Here is a 17,915-nt window from a genome sequence, read left to right on the forward strand (position 1 = left end):
CAAGCCGGACTTCGCGACAAGCGGGTCCGGCTTTTTCTTTGGTGCTTCGGCGCTCAGCCGGCGGCAGATTGCAGCGCCTGCGCACGCGCCGCGCACATCTCGACAAGACGATCGCGCAGCGCACGCCCCGCGCTGTCGAGGTCCGGTCGCGCGAACAGCGCCAGCTCCAGCCCGCCGATCTCCGGAAAACCATCCGCAGCGCCGAGCACGCGATGTCCGGCCTGCACGGTGCTGGCGGGCAGCAGGCTCACACCCAGCCCCGCGCTGACCGCCGCACACAGGCTCGCCAGGCTCGGGCTCGAATACGTGATGCGCCACGGCTGGCCGATCGATTCCAGCGCGTGCAGCATCTCCTGCCGATACAGCGCGCCCACCGGAAACACCACCAGCGGCAACGCAGGTTGCGATGGCCCGAGCGGCAGCGTGTGCGGCCGCTCGGCGCTGTCGATCCAGCAAACCGGCTCGGCCCAGCGCGCATGGCAGTCGCTATCGGTCCCCCATTGCTTGACGAGCAGCATGTCGAGATCGCCATTGCGGTATAGGCGCAGCAGGTGGTGGGAGAGGCCGCTTTCCACTTCCAGACGCAGCCGCGGGCGCTCGCGCGCGAAGCTGGCGATGAGCGGCATCAGCGCGCCGCTGCCGAGGTCTTCCGGCACGCCCAGGCGCAGCACGCCGCCGGTGTGTTCGGGGCTCAGCGCCTCGCTGGCTTCGTTGGCCAGCCGTAGCAGACGGCGGGCGTAGCCAAGCAGGCGATCGCCTTCTTCCGTCGGTAGCACCTGGCGCTGGCTGCGGTCGAGCAGGCGGCAGTCCAACTGCTGCTCGAGCCGGAGGATCTGCTGGCTCACGGTCGATTGCGTCAGGTGCAGATGCTCGGCCGCGCGGGTGAAGTTGCCCGTATCGACCACCGTGACAAAGCTGCGCAGCAAGACAAGATCAATCATTTGAAAACCCACTGAACATCATTCCACTATTTAATTTGAACATGTTTAGGGGCGCAACCATAATCGACCCGCAAATTCGTCTGCGGAGAACCCGATGTCCAATGAGCAGTACATGCGTGAGGCGGTGGAGCTTGCGCGCGGTAACGTCAACGCCGGCGGCCTGCCGTTTGGAGCGGTGCTGGTGCGCGATGGCAAGATCGTCGCGCGTGCCGTGAACGAGGTGCACACCACCAACGACCCTACCGCGCACGCCGAAATGCAGGCCATCCGCCAGGCAAGCCAGACGCTGGCCACGCCCGACCTGCGCGGCGCGGTGATGTACGCCAGCGGCCATCCGTGTCCGATGTGCTTTGCGGCCATGTACCGCTGCGGCATTCGTGCGGCGTACTTCGCGTATTCGAACGAAGACGGCGAGCCGTTCGGTATGTCCACCGCCGCCCTGTATGCCGAGATGCGCGGAGCACCGGAGCGTGGCGAGTTGCAACCGCCCTCGTGCCGACCGACGGGCGAGCAGGGCCTCTACGACGCATGGCAGGCACGTCAATCGTGAGCGACGTCGCCGCACAGGGTGCCGCAGCCGCTTCCGCGCGTATCGATGCCGGTTGGGTCGGCGTGGCGGTCATGATTGCGCTTGGGCTGAACCTGCGGCCGATTCTCACGACCATCGGGCCGCTGCTGGCGGAAATCCGTGCCGGCACGGGCCTTGGCTTGCAGGGCGCATCGTTGCTCACGGTGATTCCCGTGCTCTGCATGGGCAGCGTGGCGCTGTTCCTGCCGTGGCTTGCGCGCTGGTTGCCGGAGCATCGTGGCGTGGCTTGCAGTCTGCTCGCCATTGCGGGCGCGTGCCTGTGGAGGCTGTGGGCCGGGCAGGGCGCCGCGCTGATCGCAAGCGCCGCGCTGGCCGGCACGGGCGTGGCGATTGTTCAGGCACTGGTGCCGGGTATCGTCAAACGGTGGTTTCCGCAGCGTGTGCCGATGGCGCTGGGTCTGTATTCCGCCTCGCTGATGGCCGGCGGCGGTATTGCGGCGACGCTGAGCCCGCGCATTACACACGTCGCCGATTGGCATGTCGGTCTCGGCGTGTGGGCGGTGCCTGCGCTGGCGGCCCTCGTATTGTGGGCGACCGCGCGCCCGCGTGAAGCCTCCGCACCCGCGCGGCGCGGGCCGGTGCTCAATTTCTTCGGCAACCGGCGCGCATGGCTGCTGGCGATCTACTTTGGCGCGGCCAACGGCGGCTACACGAGCATGATCGCGTGGCTGCCGATGTTCTACCGCCAACTCGGCTGGAGCGCACAGGACGCGGGCAGCCTGATTGGCCTGATGACGATCTTCCAGGTGATCGGGGCATTGGCAGCGCCGCTGCTCGCACGCCGCTGGCCCGATCGCCGCCCATGGTTGGTGGTGGTGCTGGTCTTGCAACTCATGGGCATGGTCGGTTTGCTGCTCGCGCCGCAAACCGGCACCACGCTGTGGGTCGCCCTCATTGGCGGTGGGCTCGGCTCGATGTTCTCGCTGTGCCTGACGCTCACGCTTGATCACCTGCCCGATGCACGCGCTGCCGGTTACCTGGCGGCCTTCGTACAAGGCATCGGCTTCATCATCACGGGACTTATTCCCTACGCAGTCGGCTGGCTACGCGAGGTGACGGGCGGTTTCCAACTGCCTTGGCTGCTACTGATTGCCATCGTGATCGCGTCGATGGTGACCACGTTGCGCTTTGCTCCAAGGGGTTACGCCCGCGCGATCGGGCCTGTGTGATGCCGCTTTCGGTGCCGCTTCTAGTGCCGGGCAGCCGTGTTCGGATCAAGGTCTTCAACAGTTCGCAAAGAAAATGCTTGTAATGCGAATCATTCGCATTTATAGTGTGTCCATCGACGGCGCTGCAGCCGATGGATCTGCCCCCAAGGGCACTTCCTCCACTGCACGGCGCATCGAGCTGAATTCCGCTGCGTGCGCTCGCTGTTTCTTGGGCCGGCGCCCGGCAACCGATCTTTTGTGGGGACCGCTCTGACACACAGAGCGTTTGGCAGTAGCAAGCCGCCCGACAGTCGGGAAAGCACTCAGACCCCGCTTTCCCGACTGCGACTTTTCCGGGCCGCCAGCCATGCCGCTTTTTTTTTCGGAACGCATCGACCCGGCTTGCACGCTTGCTGCCCGGTCGTTTCTGGTTCTCGCCCGCTGTAGTGCCCCGCCTGCTGTACCCAAATCTCGCCCCAACGAACGCCATGCCAAACTCGACCGACCTGCGCCGGGCCGGGCTTAAAGCCACCTCGCCGCGCGTCAAGATTCTGGAAATCCTCACCGCTGGTACGGAACACGGCCGTCACCTGAGCGCAGAAGATGTGTACCGCCAGTTGCTCACGTCGGAACTCGACATCGGCATCTCCACGGTCTATCGCGTGCTCAATCAGTTGGTGGATGCCGGCGTACTGTTGCGCCATACGTTCGAGGCCGGCCATGCGGTGTATGAGCTAGACGAGGGTGCACACCACGATCACCTGATCTGCTTATCGTGCGGCCGCGTGGAGGAGTTTCACGACGACGCCATTGAGTCGCGGCAGGAGCGTGTCGCCAACGAGCGCGGCTTTGTGCTGCGCGATCACGCGCTGGCGCTCTACGGCGTCTGCCCCGCGTGTCAGGCAAGTGCGGGTACGGTCGGCGCGCTCGGGTTGAACGCGTGATGTGACCCGGTAACTTGCTGAAACAGTATCGGCGCAATCATGGCGAAACTCACTGCGCGCTCGGGGTTCCAACTCCCTGTTATTCAGGAGATGCCGATGCAACGCCGTCTGAAGTCCGAACATGAACTCAAGACCTTGCTGGCCCGCTGCGTCCAGCAACATCCGGAATGCGCGCAGTGCGAACTGCGAGCGATGTGCATCCACCGCCCGGATCACACCGGCTGCAACTGGAGCGCCGAGTTTGATTTTCCGGTCGACGACGATGACGCCGCCATTCGCGGCCTGTCCGTCGCCAAGCGCTTACTGACGCGGGCCCGCACGCAGTACAACGTGGTGCCGGCCCAGTAACTCGCGCCGCCTATCCCTTCGCCTGGCGAGAAATCCGCTCCAGCAGCGCGCGTGCGCTTTCACCCTGCCCCTGCTGTGCCAGCAGGCGCGCATTCAGCACAAGATTTTCGAGGACCAGCTTGGCGATGCTCGCGGTGAGCGAGACGATCACCTCGTCCTGGCTGAAGTGGGCATTTTCCATTTGCGTCAGCTGGCGTGATACCAGCTTGCAGACCAAGTCGCGCAACATCTGCTCGTCAAAGGGCAGGTTGGCAAAATCCACCGGGTCTTCCTTCTCGACTTCCGCAATCAACTGGACCAGCAATTCTTCGGTCATGACGCGTCCCCCGTTCAGGTTTGGACCAGTCTACGCCTGCGCTGGACAAAAACAAAACGGGCCCGCGTCATGCGAGCCCGTTGGTGTTGTGACGTTGCGTCGTCCGTTATTTGCGCCGCACGAAGTGGATCGGCTGTTCAACCGGCGCGGCGGATGCCGAGTGGCCCGAGGCGCAGCCGCTGCAACCGCTGCCGCATGCGCTGCCCGAAAGGGGATCGGAGTGACACGAGGGCGACTCGCCTGGCGTGAGCAATCGCTGCCCGAAGGCGCGCATCCAGCCCGGCCGCGACGGCCGATCACACCAGCCTGCCACGCGTGCGGCCGTGCGAGCGCGCATTGCCGGCGCATAGCGGCCCGTCAGCGACAAGGCGCTCAGCGCCACAACCGTGGCGACAACGCCGGTTTCGACAACGTGGTACACGCTCATGTCAGCACCCGTGCGATCTGGTAGGTGGCGAACGCGGCCAGGTAGGCCAGCGCGAAGAGGTAACCGGCGGTCCCCGCCATGACCTTCCACGAGTTGGTTTCGCGGCGGATGGTGGCCAGCGTCGAGATGCATTGCGGCGCGTAGACGTACCACGCCAGGAAGGCCAGCGCCGTGGCCAGCGACCATTGCTGGGAGATGATCGGCGCCAGCTGCGCAGCCGCGTCTTCATGCGTGGCCGACAGCGAGTACACCGTCGCCAGCGCGCCCACGGCCACTTCGCGTGCAGCCATGCCAGGAATCAGCGCAATACACATCTGCCATGTGAAGCCGATCGGCGCGAACACCACTTCGAGCGCGCGGCCGATCATCCCCGCAAAGCTGTAATCGATGGCGGGCAGCGTAGCGTTGGCCGGCGGCGAGGGGAACGTCGAGAGGAACCACAGCACCACCATCATCTTGAGGATGACCGTGCCGATGCGGCGCAAGAAAATGCGTGCGCGTTCGATCAGGCCGACGATCAGGTTGCGCACGCTGGGCAGGCGGTACGACGGCAGTTCGAGAATGAGCGGGTGCTCGTTGCGATCGCGCTTCAGGTACTTGAGCACGTATGCGACGATCAGCGCCGACACGATGCCCGCCATGTACAGCCCGAACAGCACCAGTCCTTGCAGATTGAACAGGCCCCACACCTGCCGCACCGGGATGAACGCGCCGATCAGCAGCGCATACACCGGCAGCCGCGCCGAGCACGTCATCAGCGGAGCCACGAGAATCGTCACCAGCCGGTCGCGCGGGTCCTGAATCGTGCGCGTGGCCATCACGCCGGGAATCGCACACGCAAAGCTCGACAGCAGCGGAATGAACGAACGTCCCGACAGCCCCGCGCCCGCCATCAACCGGTCGAGCAGGAAGGCCGCGCGCGGCAGATAGCCGGATTCTTCCAGCGAAAGGATGAAGAGGAACAGGATCAGGATCTGCGGCAGGAACACCAGCACGCTGCCCGTGCCGGCGATGATGCCGTTCACCAACAGGCTTTTGAGCATGCCGTCGGGCATGACGTTGCCGACCCACACGCCCACGGCTTCCACGCCGCCCTGGATGCCGTCCATGAGCGGCTGCGCCCAGGAGAACACCGCCTGGAACATAAAGAACATCAGCACGGCCAGCAGCAGCAGGCCCAATACCGGGTGCAGCACGATGCGGTCGAGCCGGTCGTCCAGCTCGGCCGTGCTGCGCGGCATGGTCACGGCGGAATCGAGCAGGCGCTTCACTTCAACGTGCGGATCGGCGTCGGCCGACAGCCCAATCGGCACGGCCGGGAGTTGTTCGTGATCGATATGCGCCACGAGCTCGGCTGCGCCGTTGCGTTTGATGGCCACGGTTTGCACCACCGGTACGCCCAGGGCGGCTTCCAGCTTGGCACGGTCGATGCGGATGCCGCGCCGCTCGGCCGCATCCACCATGTTCAGCGCCAACACCATCGGCAAGCCCAGGCGCTGCAGCTCCAGAACAAAGCGCAGGTGCAGCCGCAGGTTGGTGGCGTCGACCACGCAGATCAGCAGGTCGGGGCGGGACTCACCACGGAACGTGCCAAGGCAGATATCGCGCGTGATGGCTTCGTCCGGGCTGGTGGCGATCAGGCTGTAGGCGCCGGGCAGATCGAGAATCTGCACATGCCGGCCCGACGGCGAGGTAAAGCGGCCTTCCTTGCGCTCGACCGTCACGCCCGCATAGTTGGCGACCTTCTGGCGGCTGCCCGTCAGCAGGTTGAACAGCGCGGTCTTGCCGCAGTTAGGGTTGCCGACCAAGGCAACGCGCAATGCGGGTGTGGAAGCGGAGGAGGAAGAAGCGTGCATCTGCATGAAGCCGGATAAGCGGAGCCGAAGGCGGCAATGGGAGGCGGGCTACGCCGCCTCGCGTACCTTGGAGGGCGGGGCCGTTTCGGGGGCGGCGATGGCGGCTGCGGGTCGCGTGGCCGATTCGGCGCGCACGCGCACGCGGGCAGCCTCCTGGCGACGCAGTGCAAAGCGGGTAAAGCCCACCTGCACGACCAGCGGATCGCCGCCGAACGGGCCGACGGCCACCACGCGCACCTCTTCGCCCGTCACGAACCCGAGTTCGCGCAGGCGTTGGCTGATGGGATCGGCGGGTTCACGGTCTTCAACGTGATCCACCACCGCCGTCGCCCGGCGGGAAAGCTCGGAAAGCCGCATCGTGCGTGATCGTTAACGTAGCGTGGTACAAGCAAGGAAGCTAAATGCGAATCGTTTTCATTATAACGCAACATCCCGTGTGACGGGCTGCGGCACCTGGTCGCCAGGATGGATATTTCGGAGGACGGGTTGTTACGGAGTCAGGCGTTGCGCAGAAGGCACACGCGAAGGCGCGGGGCGGACAAAACCGCTGCCCATGCAGGGTTTTTCCCAAATTACCCTATCCTGGGTATTGGCCTGAACGGGGACCATTGCCTATCCTTCAACTGCGCTGAACTTCCCCGTTCAAAGCGTATTCTTGAAGCCACCGGATACCGCTATCCGGTGGCTTTTTCTATGGGCGCGTGCCGTGCTCTGGGGTCCCCCCGCCAGACGCAGCCGGCACCGTGACCACCAGCTCGCGTTACGGTTGAGCAGCATCGCGGCAACGGCGGGTCGGGCACCGCTTCCCCAACGCCGCTACCACCCCTCATGCCGCCTGCCACGCCGATTTGCGGCCGGGTCGACTACAGACTATCCACAAGTTGCGTGCGATAGGAATTGCAAGCAAAATGCTTGCGCACTGCGTCAGCCGTCAGCCGGCACGATGCCGCAACTGCATCGTGCGCCGGGGGGATGGTCCTTGAGCCGCGCATCGTGCAACCGCAGAGTGCACCCGCTCTCCACATAAGGCTCTACCGGTCATTCAAGTGCCGAAGCACGCTCTCTTTCCCACCACGCTGCGCGGCCGCTTGCTTGCTCTGGCCGCGGTGGCCGCCTTGCCGGCCATTGTCGTGGCGATTGCTGGTGTGGCGCTTTACCGTGACCGGCTCAATGATCATCTTGCTCAGCACCTGACCCACGAAACTGAGGCCGCTGCTGCCCGCGTCGGCATGGTGCTTTCCAACGCCAATACGCTGCTCTCGGTGCTGCTCGCCGACGATTCGGCCCTGCACATGGAGCAGCAAGAGTGCAGCAGTTTCGTCAACCGCGTCTTCCATAACCAGACCGAACTCGCGAATCTCGGCATCATCGATGCGCATCGCAAGCTGGTATGCACCCCCGACACGGCGAAGCTCGGCGTCGATCTGTCAGACCGGCCGTACATCAACGCGATCATGGCGACGGGGCGGCCATCCCTCTCGACGTTCGTGATCGGACGCGCCTCCGGGCAGGCGGTGTTGATTTCGGCGCGGCCGATGGCAGGCAGCGACGGCGCCATCCGTGGCGTGGCGTACGCGGCCGTGCGGCAGAGCGCGTTGATTGCGGCGGCCGTTGACGGCATGCCGGACGCGCCGGTCTACCTGGTGGATGCCGTCGGCAACGTGTTGTCGACCCACGGTGTTCTGGAGTCCGCCCAGGTGCCGGCTGTCGTGCACGGGCAGTTGGTCGCTGCCGCGGCCCAGCAGCCGGGAGAGCCTCTTCTGGTGGACGACACAGACGGCGTGCGCCGTGCCTATGCCGCCATGGTGGTGCCGCATGCGGCCGGCGGACATTTGCGAATCGTGCGCGGCGTGGATGCAACCGACATCGTTCGCCAGCAGCGCAACGTGACGCTGGCCGGCGGCGGCGCGATCCTGCTCATGGTCGGGATGCTGCTGGCGCTGATCCAGTGGGCGCTTCGGCGGATGGTGATGCCGCGCATCGATGCCCTGGTGGATGCAGCGCGCCATTACGCCACGGGTGATTTTTCTGCCCGCGTGCCCGAGCACGGCGGCTCGCGTGATGAACTCTCGCTGCTTGAGCGCACCTTCAACGAAATGCGTGCCGCGATCCAGCGCCACGACGCCACCGTTCATCGCCTGACCGAACGCTTCCAGCGCGTGGCGCGCGCCACCAACGACTGGATCTTCGACTGGGATATCGCCACCGGCGAATCCTGGGCCAACGCCAGCCTGCATCGGCTGCTTGGTAGCGACGCACTGCTGAGTCAGGGCGACGAGGGCACAGGTGGGGGCTCCTCGCGCACGCTGACGTTCCATCAGTTTGTGCATCCGGACGACGTCGATGCCTTCGCCCAAGAGTTGCGCGCCGTACTGAATTCAGACCGCGACAGCTGGCAGCACGTCTGCCGGGTGATCGACGCCAACCGTGCCACGCGCACGGTGGAAATTCGTGCGAGCCTGTATCGGGATCAGAACGGTCGCGCCGTGCGCGTGGTCGGCGGGGTGACCGACATTTCGCAGCGCTCGGCGATTGAGCAGGAGCTGCGCAGCAGTGAAGCGAACCTGCGCGTCGCCGAGCAGATTGCGCTCCTGGGGAGTTGGCGCTGGGACGTGCTGCGCGATTCGACTACATGGTCGTCGGGCATGTATGTGCTGACGGGTATGCCGCTGGGCGCGCCTCCTGCCTTTGCACAGCAGGCGCAGTTCTTTACCGCCGACAGCTATAACCGACTGCGTGAAGCCGCCAGCCGCGCCGTGACCGAAGGTGAACCATACGCGCTGGACCTGGAGATGATCCGCCGCGACGGGGAGCACCGCTGGGTGCTTTCGCGCGGCAACATCGAGCGCAACGATCGTGATGAGGTTGTCGCCCTGTTTGGCACCATGCAGGACATCACCGAGCGGCGCGAATCCGACGAGCAACTGCGCTTGCTGCGTCGCGTGGTCGAGTCGGTGCCGTCCGGCATTACCGTGGCCGACGCGCAGCAGCCTGACCTTCCGGTCGTGTACGTAAACCCGGGCTTCGAGCGCATGACGGGCTATCGCGCAGAAGAAGTGCTGGGCCGTAACGCGCGCTTCCTGCATTCGTCCGAACCGGGGCAGCCTGCGCTCAACGAAGTGCGTGCTGCCCTGCGCGACGAGAGCGAGATCCGCGTGCTGCTGCGCAACTTCCGCAAGGACGGCCACGCGTTCCTGAACAACTTCCTGCTCTCGCCGGTGCGCGATGCCAAAGGTGCGGTCACACATTACGTTGGCATTCAGGACGACGTGACCGAGCAAGAGATGACGCGCGCGCGCCTGGCGCAGCACGCCACCATCGATTCGCTCACGGGTCTGCCCAACCGAACGCTGCTGGCCGATCGCGTGCAGCAATCGGTGGAGATGGCTGCACGCCAGCGCAGTCGCTTCTATGTGGCGCTGGTCAACATTGACCGTTTCAAGGTCGTCAACGACAGCCTTGGCCACCTGCTGGGCGACGAGGTGCTGCGCCGTGTGGCCGAGCGCCTGCGCGATGCAGCCGATACGGTGGACACCGTGGCGCGTTTTGGCGGCGACGTGTTTGCACTGGTGATCTCGCACGCAGGTTCGCGCGGCGTCGATTTCGGCTTTGATCTGTTTGCCGAGCCCGTGCGCGTGGAAGGGCACGAAGTATTCGTGACCGCAAGCATTGGCGTGGCCGAATACCCGGCGCACGGCGCAGACGCCGATAGCCTCATCCGCCATGCCGAAATGGCGATGTACTACGCGAAGCAGAACGGCCGCAATCGGCTGGAATTTTTCGCCCCCGAGATGGACATCGGTGTGTCGTACCGGCTGAACCTGGAGCACCAGATTCGGGCAGCGCTGGAACAAGGGCAGTTCCGCTTGCTGTATCAGCCGCAGATCGACACCAAGACGGGCCGCGTGTGCGGGCTGGAAGCACTGATCCGCTGGATTCATCCGACGCGGGGGTTGCTGCCGCCGGCTGCGTTCATTCCGGTGGCCGAAGAAAGCGGGCTGATTGTCGAGATCGGCAACTGGGTCTTGACCGAGGCCGCGCAGCAGCGCGCCGAGTGGCACAAACGTGGCCTGGCCGAGGATCTGACGCTGGCAGTGAATGTCTCGCCGCTGCAGTTCAAGCGCGGCACCGTGCTGCCGACGCTACTCAAGCTCCAGCGCCAATACGGCCTCGGCTCGGGCTTTCTTGAACTGGAAGTGACTGAGTCGATGCTGATGGAGGGCACCGAGCGCACGATCGAAGACCTCACGGCCATACGCCAGCTTGGGGTGCGCATTGCCATCGACGACTTCGGCACGGGCTATTCGAGCCTGGCCTATCTGAAGCGCTTGCCGATTGATCTCATCAAGATCGACCGCGCGTTCGTCAAGGACATCGACCGCGATTCCAACGATGCCGCCATCTGCACGACGGTCGTGGTGCTTGCGCACAACCTGGGCGTGAAGGTGTGCGCGGAAGGCGTGGAAGATGCCGCGCAGTCTGCCTTCCTCGCTTCGCACCAATGCGACGTGCTGCAGGGTTATTTCTTCAGCGAGCCGCTGTTGCCCGATGCGGTGACGGCGCTCCTGGAGCGCGACACGCGCTTCACGCTGTAAGGCCCGCACCCGCCACGGCGCTACGCGCGGAACACCGCGATGGCATGCTTCAGATCTTCCGATTGGCGCGCCAGCACCGACGTGGCCGCTGCAGCTTCTTCCACCAGCGTGGCGTTCTGCTGCGTTACCCCATCGAGCTGCGAAACCGACGCGTTGATCTGCGCAATGCCGCTGCTCTGCTCGCGCGAGCTGGCCGAGATTTCCGACATGAGCTGCGTGACGGTCTGCACTGACTGCACGATCTGCGTCATGGTCGCGCCGGCCTTGTGAACGAGGTCCACGCCATCGCGCACGGATTGATCGGACGCGCGAATGATCTCCTTGCTCTGCGCTGCGGCCTGGGCGCTGCGTTGCGCGAGGCTGCGCACCTCGCCCGCGACAACCGCAAAGCCGCGGCCTTCTTCGCCCGCGCGGGCAGCTTCCACAGCCGCGTTGAGCGCAAGGATGTTGGTCTGGAACGCGATGCTCTCGATGGTGGCGATGATCTCGGTCACACGCTGGCTGTCGGCGCGGATGGCATCCATGGTGTGCACGACGCGCTGCACGACCTGGCCGCCGTCGGCCGCGATCGTGGAGGCCTCCTCGGCAAGTGCACTGGCCGCACGGGCGTGGTCGGCATTCTGCGAAACCATCGATGTCAGCTCTTCCATGCTTGAAGCGGTTTCTTCCAGCGCGGCGGCCTGCTGTTCAGTGCGGGCAGAGAGGTCATGGTTGCCGGCCGAAATCTGCAGCGTGCTGTGTGCGACGCTGGCGGCACCGTCCTGGATGTCGCGCACGATGGACGACAGGCTCGCGCGCATGGTCGCCATGGCGCGCATGACTTCGCCCAGCTCGTCGTGGGAGCGGGCTTCGACCACGGTGGTCAGATCGCCGGCTGCCAGGCGTGTGGCCAGCATGGCGGCTTCTTCCAGCGGACGGATGAGCGTGCGCGCAAGCAGCACGCCAGACATCGTCGCCAGCCCGGCGCAACCCACGCCGGTGAGCCAAAGCCAGTCGCGGCTGAAAACGAGCCACGCTGCGCCATGCAGATCGGCGGCTTCCAGCGCGATGTGCGCCCACAGCGTACCGATCAGGATGGCTGACGCAATCAGCGTTTGCAGACCGATCACCTTGAAGCGCAGGCTCTCGAGCTGGAGCAGGTTCGCGGCGCGCCGCCAGCCCGTGCGCAGAATGCGGCCGGCGCGCACGGTGTACGACGTGTCGCCCTCGTTGATGGCGGTGTAGGCACGTTGCGCGCGCGCGATCTGCGCAGGCGTGGCCATCGAACGCACGGACGTATAACCGACCACCGCGTTGTTCTGAAACACCGGCGTCACGTTGGCCAGCACCCAATAGAAGCCGCCATCCTTGCGGCGGTTCTTGACGAAGCCACGCCACGGCTTGCCGGCTTGCAGGGTTGCCCACAAGTCGGCGAACGCGGCTTCGGGCATGTCAGGGTGGCGCACGAGGTTGTGCGGCGCACCCACCAGTTCCTCCTGCGAATAGCCGCTGATGCGCACGAACGCTGGGTTGGCGAAGACGATGCGGCCTTTGAGGTCGGTCCGGGAGATGAGGTAGTCCGTCGGGTTGAGGGCGGTTTCGGCTTGGGTGACCGGCAGATTCTTGCGCATGGTTGTGCCGCGCTTCGTGGGCGCAGATGGACGGAAGGAGGGGCGCGCGCGAGACGCGCTGTTCTTCTTTGCATCGGCACACTGGCGACGGGCTAAAGGTGATGCGTGCGCCCGCAGTTGATCTCGATCAAATCACAAGGCCCTCATAGACAGGCATGGCCGTTGCTACTTGGCTGGCAATGCGCTGTTCAGGCGCTGCAGACGGAGGAACGAGGTGCACAAGATCTGTGGAGACGTTGAGATCGTCCCGCGTGTGGTGCCCGCCGGCGGGCGGGGCTGGGAGGCGCGTGTCGAGGTGGTGTTCCGCGGCGCGGAAGGGCAATCGTTGTCTGGCTCGCAACCGGTGCGACCCGGATGCACGTTTGGCTCCCCGCGCGAAGCGATGGACGCGGCGCTGCTTTACGGGCAGCGCCTGCTGCGCGATTGGGTGCGGGGTGCCACGCCTAGTGCGGAGATCGCCACCTGAGGCGACTCGAAGATCAACGCGCCTCGGCCGCCTTGCGTTCTTCGCGCGAGAGCCCTGCCGTCCAGTAGCCCTTGGCATCGATGGCGTCGCGGGGCACCGCCCAGGCACCTTCGAGCAGGGTACGGACCTGCTTGAGCAATGACGCCTCGCCGGCCAGGAACACCTGTGGCGTGCCGGTCGGCATGGGCTGGGCACTCAGTGCGCCGACCATCATGGCGCCGGCGTGCGCCGTATCGCTCTCCACCCAATGAATGCTGCGGCTGCGCGGGTGCGCGGCCAAGGCACCTTCCAGGGGCAGTCTGGCGCGGGCGTCGCCAATGGCGATATAGGTCAGCACCTGCGCGTGCGTGGGCAGGGTTTCGAGAATCGCGAAGATGGCGGGCAACGCCGTTTCATCGCCAATGAGCAGTGTCCACGGTGCAGCTGGGTCGGCACGGAAGCCGCGCTTGGGGCCCGCAAATTCCACTTCATCGCCGGGGGCGGCGTGTTCGAGCCAGCGTGCGGCAGGGCCGTGCTGCGCGGCGGGTGTTTCGTCGTGCACGACAAAATCGATTTCGAGTTCATCACGCTCCGCGTGATAGCGGCGGATGGTGTAAGCGCGCCCCAGCGTGCGGCCGGAGCCTGCGGCATCGTGCGGAAACATCAGCTTGATGGCGGCGCCGGGGGCAGCACCCGCCAGATCAGAGAGATCTGCCGCGGCTACGCCGGTAAATACCACGCGGCGCATGCGCGGGGACAGCGTATGGATGGCGCGCACACGCACGCGGCGTGTGGCGGGTTTGACAGAACTGAGCAGCTGCGACATGAGACCTTGTGTGCGATTGAAGGCAAACATAGATGGCTGCGAAATGGACCGAGACTGCGACCCGGGGATCGAGGCGGTGGCCCGGGCGATGAAACATCCCCGGGGCGGCTGAACGGATGCTGCTGCTTACCGCTTACCGCTTACCGCTTACCGCTCGCCGGTAATTTCTTTCAAAGCACGTAGCAGGATGTCTGCCACGCGCTGCTGTTCTTCGCGCGAGGCGAAGCGTTTTTCCATGAGGGCGAACTTCAGGCGCCAGCGCGCGGTACGCAGCGGGTCGTGTCCCGTGTCAGTCCATTCGGCGGCGTTGTCGGTTTCGCGGTCGAAGGCCATGGCTTCGTTCATGCGCTTCACGCGCTCGCCCATGGCGCGCAGTTGCGCGAGGATGGCATCGGCGCTGTGCTGGCGTTCGGCCAGCCATGTTTCGCCGTCGGGGGTGATGCCGTAGCGCTTCTTGTTGCCTTCGACCGTGACAGAAGCAAAACCGTGGTCTTCCAGATACGACAGCGCCGGGTACACCATGCCCGGGCTTGGCGTGTAGAAGCCGAGCGAATGCTCTTCCACCGCCTTGATCAATTCATAGCCGTGGCGGGGCGTGCCCTTGAGCATCGCCAGTAGCACGAGCTGCAGGTCGGCCGAGCTGAGCCGGCGGCCGCGCCACGGGCTGCCGCCTTCGTCATCACCTTCGCCGTAGCCGCCGGGGCCGCCAAAGCCGCCCATGCCTCGCCCGAAACCGTGTCCGCCATGGCCGTGGCGGCCCATCATGAAGTGCTTTTCGATCCACATTTTGTGGTGGTGTCCGAACCAACCGCGCATTGCCATTCTCCTGAAGAACATCATCAGATATATCTTAAGATACATCGCATGATAGTGACGGTCGTCCAGAAGTCAAGGGCAGCGGAGGAAAAATAGTGCGAGGGTTACGGAGAAGTTTTGTTGCTACCGAGCTTGGCGACATGCACAAGCCAGCGCCGCACGACCTCTTCCTCCTCGGGTGAGAACCCCTCCAGCAAGTCCTGCTCAATGCCGCCCGAGCGTTCCCGGCACGCGGAAAGCAGGGTGGCCCCCTCCACAGTGACGTCGATATGCTGGATTCGGCCGTGCACCGCGTGGGGCCGGCGGGTGATGGCGCCGCTGCGCTCCAGGTTGGTGACGATCACGCTCACCGTCTGGGGCGTCAGCAGGGTCAGTCGGGCGAGGTCGGCGTTCGAGATGCCGGGGTAGGCGCGGAGCATCGTGAGCACGAGGAATTGCGGGAGCGTGACGCCTACGTCGGCCATAGCGCGCTCCATGCGCAGCCGCTGGGCGGCGTTGGCCTGGCGCAGCAGGTAGCCAAGATAGCCTTCCTCACCGCGCTTGCCCTGGCCGGGCTCGGGGATGGAGGGCGAGTTGCGTGTCGTGTCGTTTTCCTTGCTGGCGGCAGGGGTGCGCTTGCTCATAATGTCAGAGTTCGAATATGATGTTCGAACGCTGATATTACCACTCCTCCAACCCGGACCTTCAGCAGGAGCCAGACATGGAAGATCTCTCCCCTCGTATGGATTACTCGGAATTTGTCGACACCGCCGTCGGCGTGGCGCCCGCGCTCCAGGCGCTCGGCAAGGCGGTGGATGCCTCAGGGCTGGAAAAGCCGCTGACCGAACTCGTCAAGCTGCGCGCGTCGCAAATCAACGGCTGCGCGTTTTGCGTGCAATTCCACCTGAATCTGGCGCGGAAGCTGCGCATGGCGCCCGCCAAGCTCGATCTGGTGGCGGTCTGGCGCGACACGCCGGCGGTTTTTTCGCCGCGCGAGCGTGCCGCGCTGGCCTGGACGGAAGCGCTGACCACCCTGGCCCGCGCCGCCGACCACGGCGTGGAAGATCACGAATACAACGCCGTGCTTGAGCATTTTTCCCGGACGGAAGTCGCCTTCCTCACGGCCGCTGTCGCCAACATCCAGGCGTGGAACCGTATTGCCGTGGCGATGCGCTTTGCGCCGCAGGTGCCGGCCGCCCTGGCACCGGAGGGCGCATGACCATGGACGCCATCCGCCCCATCGAAGACGAGGCCGCGTTGCGTGCGTGCTTTCCCGTCATGCACCAACTGCGGCCGCATCTTGCCGACGCCGACGAGCTGGCTGCGCGCTGGCGCCGGCAGGTCGAAGACGGCTATCGCCTCATCGCTGTCTGGCGCGAGGGCGTGCCGGTCGCGCTGGCGGGGTATCGGCAGCAGGAGAACCTCGTCTACGGGCCGTTCCTGTATGTCGACGATCTGGTGACCGATGCCAACCTGCGCAGCAGCGGCCTCGGCAACGTGCTGATGGACCACCTCAAGGCTGAAGCCGAGCGTCTGGGCTGTGCAAGGCTGGTGCTCGACACGCCGCTGTCCAACGTGCTCGGCCACCGCTTCTACTATCGCAACGGGCTGCTTGCAGGCGCCTTGCGCTTTGGCATGAACACGCGACCTGGAGGTGCCCGATGACAACACTGCTGCACGTGGCCGTGAGCCCGCGTGATGATCGTTCGCACAGCCGGCGTGGCGCGCAATTGGTCATTGCACAATTGGCCGAAGCCGCGGGTGACGTGCGCATCATCGAGCGCGACCTGGCGGCCACGCCGCTGCCGCATCCCGATGCCGGCTTTGTCGAGGCCAGCCTCATGCCCGATGCCGACCGCACCGCGGCGCACCGCGCTCAGCTTGCACTGTCGGAAACGCTGATCGGCGAACTGGAAGCGGCGGATGCCGTGTTGATCTCCACGCCGGTGCATAACTACACAGTGCCGTCAGCGTTGAAAGCGTGGATCGACTTGGTGGTGCGGCCCGAACGCACGTTCCGGCGCACGCCGACGGGCAAGGTGGGCATGCTGACCGATCGCTCGGTACTGGTGGTGTCTGCATCCGGCGGCAATTTTGATGGTGCCCACGCGCAGACCGATTTTCTGATGCCGTATCTGCGTTATGTGTTTGCCACGGTGGGCATCCATCAGGTGGAAGGCATCCGCTTGCAGCACACGGCACGCGGGGCCGATTCCGCCGCGCGGGCCTTGGAGAGCTTTCGACAGGAACTGGCTGCGCGGATGCTGCTCATGCCGCTGGTGGCTTGAGGGTTGTCGCACGAAACAAAAAGCGTGGCTTGCCTGTGGCGCCAGGGCTGCCACTTGCCATCACGCGTGTCAGTGCACCGCACCGCCGGTCACCTTGAGATCTGCCTGCGTGGCCAGTGCCGTATGCACCGCCAGACGTATCCCTTTGATCTGGGTATCGATCGACAGGCTCGGCCGGCCCGCATGGCGGGCCGCCAACTCGGGCGTCGTCGGCACGTGAATGAAGCCGCCGCGCACGTGCGGCGCACGCGTGGCAATGTGGTGCATCAAGCCGTAGAACAGGTGATTGCAGTTGTACGTGCCAGCACTCTGCGACACGCCCGCCGGCACGCCGGCCTCGCGCAGCGTTTGCACGATCGCTTTGATCGGTAGCGTAGAGAAATACGCCGCCGGCCCGTCGGTCACCACGGGCGTATCAACGGGCTGATTGCCCGCGTTGTCCGGAATGCGGGCGTCGATCACGTTGATGGCCACGCGCTCCACCGAAATCTCTGTTCGGCCCGTGGCCAACCCGAGCGCGAGTACGAGGGTGGGCGATGTGTCCTCGATTGCCTCCACCAGCCTCTCGTTGGCAACACCAAACACGCACGGCAACTGCCGCGCCACAATGACAGCGCCATCCACCTGCGTGCCGTCGAGCGCCTGCGCGATGTCCCACGATGGGTTGGTCGGGTCGGATTCAAACGGCTCGATACCGGTGATGAGAACGGTGGTCATGCGGGCGCCCCTTGGATATATGAGTAGTGATGCAACTATTTGTTGATCAAAAAAGGCCGCAGATGCAGCC

General features: G+C 65.0%; 19 protein-coding genes. 9 read left to right on the forward strand and 10 right to left on the reverse strand.

Features of this window, described 5'->3' with window-relative positions:
- Window positions 1–53 precede the first annotated feature (53 nt).
- On the reverse strand, window positions 54–941 hold the full coding sequence (locus BM136_RS20530; RefSeq protein WP_092974967.1) for a LysR family transcriptional regulator: 888 nt from the start codon (window positions 939–941) through the stop codon (window positions 54–56).
- Between the two features lie 94 nt (window positions 942–1,035).
- Here BM136_RS20530 and BM136_RS20535 point away from each other — a divergent pair, with 94 nt between their 5' ends.
- From BM136_RS20535 to BM136_RS20550, 4 genes are all read left to right on the forward strand, one after another.
- Window positions 1,036–1,491: a nucleoside deaminase gene (locus tag BM136_RS20535; RefSeq protein WP_092974970.1), complete on the forward strand. Its 456-nt coding sequence runs from the start codon at window positions 1,036–1,038 to the stop codon at window positions 1,489–1,491.
- Window positions 1,488–2,699: a CynX/NimT family MFS transporter gene (locus BM136_RS20540; RefSeq protein WP_217649365.1), complete on the forward strand. Its 1,212-nt coding sequence runs from the start codon at window positions 1,488–1,490 to the stop codon at window positions 2,697–2,699. The genes BM136_RS20535 and BM136_RS20540 overlap by 4 nt, the downstream gene beginning before the upstream one ends.
- A gap of 467 nt (window positions 2,700–3,166) precedes the next feature.
- Window positions 3,167–3,622 (forward strand): ferric iron uptake transcriptional regulator, encoded by a 456-nt coding sequence (fur, locus tag BM136_RS20545; RefSeq protein WP_092974975.1) that lies wholly within the window; start codon window positions 3,167–3,169, stop codon window positions 3,620–3,622.
- Between the two features lie 96 nt (window positions 3,623–3,718).
- Complete coding sequence (locus BM136_RS20550; RefSeq protein ID WP_092974978.1) at window positions 3,719–3,970, forward strand: hypothetical protein; 252 nt, start codon at window positions 3,719–3,721, stop codon at window positions 3,968–3,970.
- Between the two features lie 10 nt (window positions 3,971–3,980).
- Here the strand turns inward: BM136_RS20550 and BM136_RS20555 are convergent, their stop codons facing one another.
- The 4 genes from BM136_RS20555 to BM136_RS20570 all read right to left on the reverse strand — a co-directional run bounded on the left by BM136_RS20555 (window position 3,981) and on the right by BM136_RS20570 (window position 6,926).
- Window positions 3,981–4,286 (reverse strand): hypothetical protein, encoded by a 306-nt coding sequence (locus tag BM136_RS20555; protein ID WP_092974981.1) that lies wholly within the window; start codon window positions 4,284–4,286, stop codon window positions 3,981–3,983.
- A 106-nt stretch (window positions 4,287–4,392) separates the two neighbouring features.
- A complete protein-coding gene (locus BM136_RS20560) occupies window positions 4,393–4,713 on the reverse strand; it encodes a DUF6587 family protein (protein ID WP_092974984.1) in 321 nt (106 codons plus the stop codon).
- Window positions 4,710–6,575: a ferrous iron transport protein B gene (feoB, locus tag BM136_RS20565; protein WP_092974987.1), complete on the reverse strand. Its 1,866-nt coding sequence runs from the start codon at window positions 6,573–6,575 to the stop codon at window positions 4,710–4,712. Before feoB ends, BM136_RS20560 begins: the two co-directional genes overlap by 4 nt.
- Before the next feature lie 42 nt (window positions 6,576–6,617).
- The gene (locus BM136_RS20570; protein WP_092974990.1) at window positions 6,618–6,926 is read right to left on the reverse strand and encodes a FeoA family protein; all 309 of its coding nucleotides are present in this window, start codon (window positions 6,924–6,926) and stop codon (window positions 6,618–6,620) included.
- Between the two features lie 689 nt (window positions 6,927–7,615).
- On the opposite strand from BM136_RS20570, the gene BM136_RS20575 reads away from it, so the two are divergent.
- Complete coding sequence (locus BM136_RS20575; protein ID WP_092974993.1) at window positions 7,616–11,164, forward strand: bifunctional diguanylate cyclase/phosphodiesterase; 3,549 nt, start codon at window positions 7,616–7,618, stop codon at window positions 11,162–11,164.
- Between the two features lie 20 nt (window positions 11,165–11,184).
- On the opposite strand, the gene BM136_RS20580 is transcribed toward BM136_RS20575, so the two are convergent.
- Entirely contained in the window at window positions 11,185–12,774 is a 1,590-nt protein-coding gene (locus BM136_RS20580) for a methyl-accepting chemotaxis protein (RefSeq protein ID WP_092974996.1), read from the reverse strand.
- 214 nt (window positions 12,775–12,988) lie between these two features.
- On the opposite strand from BM136_RS20580, the gene BM136_RS20585 reads away from it, so the two are divergent.
- Complete coding sequence (locus BM136_RS20585; protein WP_092974999.1) at window positions 12,989–13,240, forward strand: hypothetical protein; 252 nt, start codon at window positions 12,989–12,991, stop codon at window positions 13,238–13,240.
- A gap of 13 nt (window positions 13,241–13,253) precedes the next feature.
- Here the strand turns inward: BM136_RS20585 and BM136_RS20590 are convergent, their stop codons facing one another.
- The 3 genes from BM136_RS20590 to BM136_RS20600 all read right to left on the reverse strand — a co-directional run bounded on the left by BM136_RS20590 (window position 13,254) and on the right by BM136_RS20600 (window position 15,484).
- Window positions 13,254–14,075 (reverse strand): siderophore-interacting protein, encoded by an 822-nt coding sequence (locus BM136_RS20590; RefSeq protein ID WP_092975002.1) that lies wholly within the window; start codon window positions 14,073–14,075, stop codon window positions 13,254–13,256.
- A gap of 117 nt (window positions 14,076–14,192) precedes the next feature.
- On the reverse strand, window positions 14,193–14,861 hold the full coding sequence (locus tag BM136_RS20595) for a PadR family transcriptional regulator (RefSeq protein WP_092975005.1): 669 nt from the start codon (window positions 14,859–14,861) through the stop codon (window positions 14,193–14,195).
- 104 nt (window positions 14,862–14,965) lie between these two features.
- Complete coding sequence (locus tag BM136_RS20600) at window positions 14,966–15,484, reverse strand: MarR family winged helix-turn-helix transcriptional regulator (protein ID WP_092975008.1); 519 nt, start codon at window positions 15,482–15,484, stop codon at window positions 14,966–14,968.
- A 77-nt stretch (window positions 15,485–15,561) separates the two neighbouring features.
- Between BM136_RS20600 and BM136_RS20605 the strand changes: the two genes are divergently transcribed.
- The 3 genes from BM136_RS20605 to BM136_RS20615 are packed head-to-tail and all read left to right on the forward strand — an operon-like array spanning window position 15,562 to window position 17,128.
- Window positions 15,562–16,059 (forward strand): carboxymuconolactone decarboxylase family protein, encoded by a 498-nt coding sequence (locus BM136_RS20605; RefSeq protein ID WP_092975011.1) that lies wholly within the window; start codon window positions 15,562–15,564, stop codon window positions 16,057–16,059.
- Entirely contained in the window at window positions 16,056–16,505 is a 450-nt protein-coding gene (locus BM136_RS20610) for a GNAT family N-acetyltransferase (protein WP_092975014.1), read from the forward strand. The genes BM136_RS20605 and BM136_RS20610 overlap by 4 nt, the downstream gene beginning before the upstream one ends.
- Window positions 16,502–17,128 carry an FMN-dependent NADH-azoreductase gene (locus tag BM136_RS20615; protein WP_092975017.1) on the forward strand — a complete coding sequence of 209 codons (627 nt, stop codon included), beginning with the start codon at window positions 16,502–16,504 and terminating at the stop codon, window positions 17,126–17,128. The genes BM136_RS20610 and BM136_RS20615 overlap by 4 nt, the downstream gene beginning before the upstream one ends.
- 69 nt (window positions 17,129–17,197) lie before the next feature.
- On the opposite strand, the gene pcp is transcribed toward BM136_RS20615, so the two are convergent.
- Window positions 17,198–17,845: a pyroglutamyl-peptidase I gene (gene pcp, locus BM136_RS20620; protein WP_092975020.1), complete on the reverse strand. Its 648-nt coding sequence runs from the start codon at window positions 17,843–17,845 to the stop codon at window positions 17,198–17,200.
- Window positions 17,846–17,915 lie beyond the last annotated feature (70 nt).

The sequence above is a fragment of the Ralstonia sp. NFACC01 genome, from assembly GCF_900115545.1.
Lineage (GTDB): Bacteria > Pseudomonadota > Gammaproteobacteria > Burkholderiales > Burkholderiaceae > Ralstonia > Ralstonia mojiangensis.